This is a genomic window from Haladaptatus sp. W1 (assembly GCF_001723155.1).
GTDB classification, from domain to species: Archaea; Halobacteriota; Halobacteria; order Halobacteriales; family Haladaptataceae; genus Haladaptatus; species Haladaptatus paucihalophilus.
Genome location: NZ_MEIH01000191.1, coordinates 1 through 6,310 on the forward strand (window position 1 = coordinate 1; position 6,310 = coordinate 6,310).

General features: G+C 63.2%; 9 protein-coding genes and 1 pseudogene. 2 read left to right on the forward strand and 8 right to left on the reverse strand.

Going from position 1 to position 6,310, the window contains the following annotated elements; genetic code table 11:
• Positions 1-255: 255 nt before the first annotated feature.
• Positions 256-486 (forward strand): hypothetical protein, encoded by a 231-nt coding sequence (locus BG842_RS09505; RefSeq protein ID WP_069450569.1) that lies wholly within the window; start codon positions 256-258, stop codon positions 484-486.
• On the opposite strand, the gene BG842_RS09510 is transcribed toward BG842_RS09505, so the two are convergent.
• From BG842_RS09510 to BG842_RS09540, 7 genes are all read right to left on the reverse strand, one after another.
• The gene (locus tag BG842_RS09510; protein ID WP_007976763.1) at positions 467-862 is read right to left on the reverse strand and encodes a DUF5811 family protein; all 396 of its coding nucleotides are present in this window, start codon (positions 860-862) and stop codon (positions 467-469) included. The two genes, BG842_RS09505 and BG842_RS09510, sit on opposite strands and share 20 nt — an antisense overlap.
• Before the next feature lie 57 nt (positions 863-919).
• Positions 920-1,393 (reverse strand): pyruvoyl-dependent arginine decarboxylase, encoded by a 474-nt coding sequence (locus tag BG842_RS09515; protein ID WP_069450570.1) that lies wholly within the window; start codon positions 1,391-1,393, stop codon positions 920-922.
• A 38-nt stretch (positions 1,394-1,431) separates the two neighbouring features.
• The gene (lwrS, locus tag BG842_RS09520; protein WP_069450571.1) at positions 1,432-1,803 is read right to left on the reverse strand and encodes an LWR-salt protein; all 372 of its coding nucleotides are present in this window, start codon (positions 1,801-1,803) and stop codon (positions 1,432-1,434) included.
• A complete protein-coding gene (locus BG842_RS09525; protein WP_069450572.1) occupies positions 1,803-2,078 on the reverse strand; it encodes a 4a-hydroxytetrahydrobiopterin dehydratase in 276 nt (91 codons plus the stop codon). The genes lwrS and BG842_RS09525 overlap by 1 nt, the downstream gene beginning before the upstream one ends.
• A gap of 358 nt (positions 2,079-2,436) precedes the next feature.
• Entirely contained in the window at positions 2,437-3,735 is a 1,299-nt protein-coding gene (gene hemA / locus BG842_RS09530) for a glutamyl-tRNA reductase (RefSeq protein ID WP_083252481.1), read from the reverse strand.
• A 135-nt stretch (positions 3,736-3,870) separates the two neighbouring features.
• Positions 3,871-4,272: a DUF5778 family protein gene (locus BG842_RS09535; protein WP_007976775.1), complete on the reverse strand. Its 402-nt coding sequence runs from the start codon at positions 4,270-4,272 to the stop codon at positions 3,871-3,873.
• 115 nt (positions 4,273-4,387) lie between these two features.
• The gene (locus tag BG842_RS09540; protein ID WP_007976778.1) at positions 4,388-4,582 is read right to left on the reverse strand and encodes a cold-shock protein; all 195 of its coding nucleotides are present in this window, start codon (positions 4,580-4,582) and stop codon (positions 4,388-4,390) included.
• A gap of 126 nt (positions 4,583-4,708) precedes the next feature.
• On the opposite strand from BG842_RS09540, the gene uppS reads away from it, so the two are divergent.
• Positions 4,709-5,632 (forward strand): polyprenyl diphosphate synthase, encoded by a 924-nt coding sequence (gene uppS, locus BG842_RS09545; RefSeq protein ID WP_069450574.1) that lies wholly within the window; start codon positions 4,709-4,711, stop codon positions 5,630-5,632.
• A 119-nt stretch (positions 5,633-5,751) separates the two neighbouring features.
• On the opposite strand, the pseudogene BG842_RS09550 reads toward uppS, so the two are convergent.
• Positions 5,752-6,310, reverse strand: a pseudogene (locus BG842_RS09550) (hypothetical protein); the annotation flags it as partial.

Here is a 6,310-nt window from a genome sequence, read left to right on the forward strand (position 1 = left end):
GACGGTCGGCAGGCAGATTGACGAGGGCGACGAGTTGTGGATCGAACTCCCCGAGAAACACGCCAAGATTCTGGAACAGGAGCTTTCCGAGGACATCCCCGGCGACGAACTCGAAGCGCTCCGGATGTATCTCGACAAACAGCGCAAACGCGACCCGTTCTGGGGCAAGTAATCCCGCACAGTCACCACGAGGCGGGGAAGTTACGTTTTAGTTTTTCGCGGTAATAGTATCCGTCGGAGGTGTCAATCGTGCGTGTGAGAAACCGATTCGGTAGCCGTATCGCTCGCGTCCCGGTTTCGTACTACGACTTCGTTCTGTTCGCCGTTCCGCTCGTGTTGCTCGCGGGGTTGGTCGCGGCGGCAACTCTTTCGATTCCGCTTCACGTCGGCATCACCGTCTCCGGCATCGTGTCGGTGGTCGTCCTCGCCGACGCGATGTTCATTCGACCGCCGTCCAATCGGCCACCTAACGGGCGGTCGGCGTGATTTTGTTCTCGACCGCCTGTTTGACTTGGAGGGCAGCACTGGCGGCGAGACCGCGGGCTACCTCGTCGCGCTCCTCGGCGTCGATGAGTTCGTCGTCGTCGAGTTCGTGTTTCTCCGGTTCGAAGCCAGCGCTGACGATGTGGCCGACGGGAGGTTGCACCGAGACGGACGCCTGCGGACCGGTGAGACTGTTCGTCACCTGCGAACCGATGACGTACTCCTCGGGGAGGTATTTGCGAGTCAACGTCGCAATATCGGCGACGCTATCCCGGAGGTGGCGCCGCTGCTCGGGGGTAAGTTCGTCGACATCGACGGACGCGCGCTGTCCGGCCTGCGTCACGTCGGGAATGCCAGCGTAGGGAGTATTTCCATTCATGCGGTCTGCTACCCTTCGATAAGGGCGAGCGAGGTATAAACCCGTCGTCCCCGGAAACTAACAAATCGGATCGCTCTCGCCGTACACCGCGAGGACGAGGGCGGTGACGTACGTCCCGGATTCGGCGTCCGCGGTGACGATTTTCGTCTCCTCGCCGGAGAAGTCCCAGTCGCGTAGCTCCCGGCCTGCTTCCAATCCGGCCCGGACCCGTTCCTCGATTTCCGCCGCGTCGGTTTCGCCCGACGCCTCGTAGAACAGTCCCGCGCCGTCGCTCTCGCTCCATCCGAGTCCGGCGGAGACGTGCCCCGGTCCGGCGCGCGTCGCCCGGGCTTCCACCACGGTCAGGCGATTTCCGGCGGGGCCGAGGTCGGGCGCGGTGCCGACCGTCTCGACCGGCGTGTCGGCGGGGATAACCGACGAGACGGAGACGAGGTTGTAGTTGTGGACGTTCGCGTCCGCCAGCGCGGCGTCGTAGGACGACATCTTCGTCGGCCCGCTCGCGGTTCCCCAGACGACCCGAATCGTGCTCATGTTCGGTGGTCGGTTCGTCGCGCGAAAGGGTCTGTCGATTACCGTTGGACCTCGACCGAACTCCCGAGGTATTTCGAGACGACTTCCGACACCGAACCCGCCTTGAACGCCGCCAAATCATCGCCGATTTCGGCCTTCAGCGCGTCGTAGTACTCCTCGTCCGTCTCGAACGCGCGGTACTCGACGCTCGTCACGGGAACCCCGAGCGCCTCGCTCGTCAACTTCCGGAAGTAGCGCTCGTCGCCGATATCGCCGCGCCAGAGGTTGTCCCGGAAGAACTGCCAGCCTTCTTCCCCGGGCGGGTCGGCGCGCCGGTAGAGGCGCGTCTCGAACTCCCGCGGTTCGAGCGTCACGCCCGACGCGTCGGGGTCGAGTCGGAACCGAACCGCGAAGACGTAGCGGGCGTCCATCAGCGCACGTCGTCGAAGCGCTCGGCCATCTCCACGTCGGTATCCGTGATGCCGCCCTCCTCGTGACTCGTCAACCGAACTTCGACTTCCTTGTATCCGATGATGATTTCGGGGTGGTGGAACTCCTCTTCGGCGACTTCACCGACTTCGGTGGCGAACGCGACCCCCTTCAGGTAGTCGTCGAACTCGTAGGTTCGAACGATTTCGTCGCCGTCGCGCTCCCAGTCGTCCGGTTTCTGCTGTTCTATCTCCTCGTCCGAGAGCAAACTCGCCATAGGCTCCCGGACGGCGGGGATGTAAATAAAGGCATTCGCCAGCACCCACCTTTTGCTGCGGTCGGGTGCCGAAATCCGCGCCGTTTGGCGCGGATTTCGGCCTACCTCCCTGGCAAAAGCTGGACCAAAAGCACGGCGTCATCCCGCTTCCGTCGCTCCTTTCAGTCGCTCCGTCGGGGATTCCTTGGCCCGGAAAATCTCCGATTTTCCGGCGAACGCGCTAGCGACTGACGGTCGTGCCTCTGACCAGTTTTTGATGGTTGTGCCGATTGCTGTCACCGGCGGTTGTGTCGCCTGCCGACCCGGAGAAAATACTCTGTCGAGCGCTAAGCGGTCGTGAAAATGCGCGTCGCAATCGTCAATCGTCCGCGGTCGATTCGAGGTGTTCGGCCACGAACACGGGCGGGTCGTCGCGGAACTCGGGGTCGAACAGTTGGAGCGCGGTGTTGATGGTCGTCCAGTCGTCGTTCGCGGCGGCGTCGCGGAGGCTCTTGGTTGGCGGCGCGAGGAGTTGCGAGACCAGCGCGTCGGCCAGCGACTCGACGATGGCCCGCTGCTCCTCGTCGAAGTCCTCCGATTCGAGGCGCGAGAGCGCGGTCTGCAGTTCGCGCTCCTTGACCTGTTCCGCTCCCGCGTACATCTCGGCGATCACTTCGTCGGCCCGCTTTCGCTTGTACTGTTCGAGCAAGTTCTCGAATTCGCGGTCCACCATCGCCTCGACCGCTTGTGCGGCGGCGCGTCGTCGCTCGCGGGTTTCGTCCGTCACCGATTCGAGCGCCTGCATGTCGTGGACGATGATGTCGTCGAGCGCTGAGACGGCGGGGGACACGTCGCGCGGTTGGGCGATGTCCACGACCAGCGTCTCGCCGCAGTCGTCGAGCAGGTTCGCATCGAGGACGTGTCCGTCGCGTCCGGTCGCGGTGATGACGACATCCGCGCGCGGCAGACAGGCCGGAAGCGCATCCAATCCGACGGCGCGGGTGTCGGGCAGGTACACTGCCTCCGCGACCTCCTCCGCGCGCTCGATGGAGCGGTTGGCGACGATGAGCGTCTCGACCCCGGCCTCGGCGAACGCGTGGGCCGCGATGGTGCCCATCTCCCCGGCACCGATGACGAGCGCGGTCGCGTCCTCCAACTCCGAGTGGTCGCTCACGAGCGTTACGGCGGCGCTGCCCACCGAGACGACGCCCTCGTTGATGGCCGTCTCGGTGCGCGCGCGTTCGCCGACGTGAATCGCCTTCGTTAGCGCTTCTTCCAACATCGGGCCGACCGCACCGATTGCGCGCGCCGACGAGTAGGCGTCGCGTACCTGGCCGATTATCTGGTCCTCGCCGAGGACGAGCGATTCCAGTCCCGCGGCGACGCGGAGGAGGTGCCGAAGGCTCTCCTCGTGGCTCATCTCGATGACCGCCGAGCCGGTCACGTCGGTGACGAAATCGGCGAGCACCGTTCGTCCCGTCGCCGGTGCGTCCGTGACGACGTAGGCCTCGAAGCGGTTGCACGTCTGTAGGACGAACGCCTCCGAGACCTCCGGTTCCTCGGCGAGTCGCGCAACGGTGTCCTGCTGGTCGGTGTGACAGGCCGCCGCCACGTCGTCCAAACTGGCCCGGTCGTGGGAGACGCGGATGCCCGAAATAACACCAGTGCTCGGCGTCACAGGTTTTGCCTCCGGTGAATAGAAAACATACAGTTCATACGAAACACTCCGGACGTTCTTATCACGTGGTTAGGAAGGCGCGTACGTAAAGCCTTCTAACTCGTCCCGCTCTTCACTCCTCACTCGTCTCGCCCTTTACCCCTCGACACCCGTTACCTCGAAACCGAGGTCGCGGATGTCCTCCAGTATCGCGTCCTGGTCGGCGCTGGCTTCGTAGTAAAACACGATATCGAACGTTCCGTCGCGGAGCAACTGCTGGCACTCCCAGACGAACTCCTCGTCGTCGAGCGTCAGTCCTTGGTGTTGGTTCGACGCGAAGTTCGTGTCGTCGCTTCCGGAGTAGACGTAGGTGTCGCGCGGGTCGTGGCCCGCGTGCTCCGCGATGATGTCGCCGACGTCTACCGACGCTTGGTGCATCTCGATGTCCTCGTCGCTCCCGAGGTCGGTGTGGACGATGGCTCCGTTGAGTTCTATCTCTCCGGGTTCGAGCAGTCGCTTCGTGCGCTCGTAAAGGTCGTCGTCGATAACGCTGTCCATACTCACGGATACGTGGCTGCCGTTATACGACCTACGGTTACCGCCGCGGCTCAAAAATCGTTGTTTTCGCGCGGCAGCGTGAGCTCCCGCGAGAATCAGTTTCTACTGATACCGTTTACAGGCGCTGGACGTTGGTCGCCCGCGGTCCTTTGTCTGCCTGTTCGATGTCGAATTCGACTTCCTGCCCTTCCTCGAGGTCCGGGCCACCGACGTCTTCCATGTGGAAGAACACGTCTTCGTCAGAGTCCTCAGTGTCGATAAAGCCGTAGCCGCCGGTGTCGTTGAAGAAGTCAACCGTACCTTTCGCCATTGCGTTCTACCAAAGTAATCCCATACTTAAAAAGCTATGCAACTCTCAACGACCATTGTGAGCACACACCACGATACTCGGAGGACAAGGCTGATACTCGTCGGGTGAGTGGAAGGGAACAAGACGATGTTGAGGTGGGTTCGGCGACAACTGGAAACGGCCTACGAGCGGCAGTTACGGCGAAGCGTCTCGGGCGCACCCGCGCACGTCGCGGTCATTCAGGACGGCAACCGACGCTACGCCAGCAAACAGGGCGGGGAAGCGTCCGACGGGCACCGCGAAGGGGCGAAGACGACCGAGCGCGTCCTCGACTGGTGCGACGAAATCGGCGTCGAGGAACTGACGCTGTACACCTTCTCCACCGAGAACTTCGAGCGCCCCGACCACGAACGTGAGGCCCTGTTCGACCTGCTCGAAAACAAACTGTACGAGTTCGCCGACGCCGAGCGCGTCCACGACAGCGGCGTCTGCATCCGCGCTATCGGCGACGTCCAACAACTTCCGCCCCGCGTCAGGGAGGCAATCGACTACGCCGAGCGGCAAACCGGCGACTACGACAACTTCGTCCTCAACATCGCGCTCGCTTACGGCGGCAGAAACGAACTCCTCGGCGCGGCGCGCGACGTGGCCCGCGAAGTCGAGTCGGGCAACCTCGACCCGGCCGACATCTCCGTCGAAACCATCGAGTCGCGCCTCTACGCCCGACCGCTCCGCGACGTGGACCTCATCATCCGCACCGGCGGCGACGAGCGAACCAGTAACTTCCTGCCGTGGCACGCGAACGGCAACGAGGCCGCCGTGTTCTTCTGTACGCCCTACTGGCCCGAGTTCTCCAAAATCGACTTCCTCCGGGCGGTCAGAACCTACGAGTCGCGCGCACAATCGTTCAGGCAGGCGAAAGTCCAGCGTGCGCTGGCCCTCGTCCGTGCCGTCGGCGGCGTGGAGTTGGACGAAGCACGCTCCGTCTTGCACAAATTCGCCGAGTACGTCCCCGACAGTGCGACGGTCGAGGAGGTAGAGGGCGGCGACGAACGCCAAACGACCAAATAAGACTACTTTCTACATCGAGTCCAACAACGAGTCGCCCAACCGTCTCAGCGAACCGATTCCGCCCGTCTCGACGTTCTTCGTTAGCGGCGTCGTCCCTGACGCGACGATTGGAGTGCCGCTCACCCGGAGGTGCGCGTCGTGAATCTCCGTCCGTCGGCCGCTCTCGATGGTGATGCCGTCCCGACTGCCGAAATGGTGTTGAACGGTGACGTCCGACAATCGGCATCCGTCCCGTCCCGCGAGCAGGATGGCGGTCCCCTTCGGGCGGCACCGTAAATCGAGACGTTCTCACAGGTGACCTCGTGGTTCGCCGGAAGGTGGTCCATGCTCGGCATCGTGGTCGGGTCGTATTCGGTGGTCGGCGTCCGGACGTGAATGGCCGGAACGCTGTGGTTGGTCTGAATCGCGGTGTTCGTGATTCGGGCGGTCCCGAACTGCTTTTCGACGACGATTCCCCCGGAGCTGTACGTGCCCGTCAGGTCAGTAATCTCGACGGTACAGTTGTCCACCTTCGCGTTCGTCCCTTCTTCCAACCAGATTCCCCGCATGTTCGGCTTCACCTCCGGGTTCCGCGGGTCGTCGATACGGACGGTTGCGCCTTCGACCCGGGCGCCGCTCGTCCCGCCGCCGATGCGTATCTGGTCGATGCCGTTGTTCGCGTACGTTCCGCCTCGCACA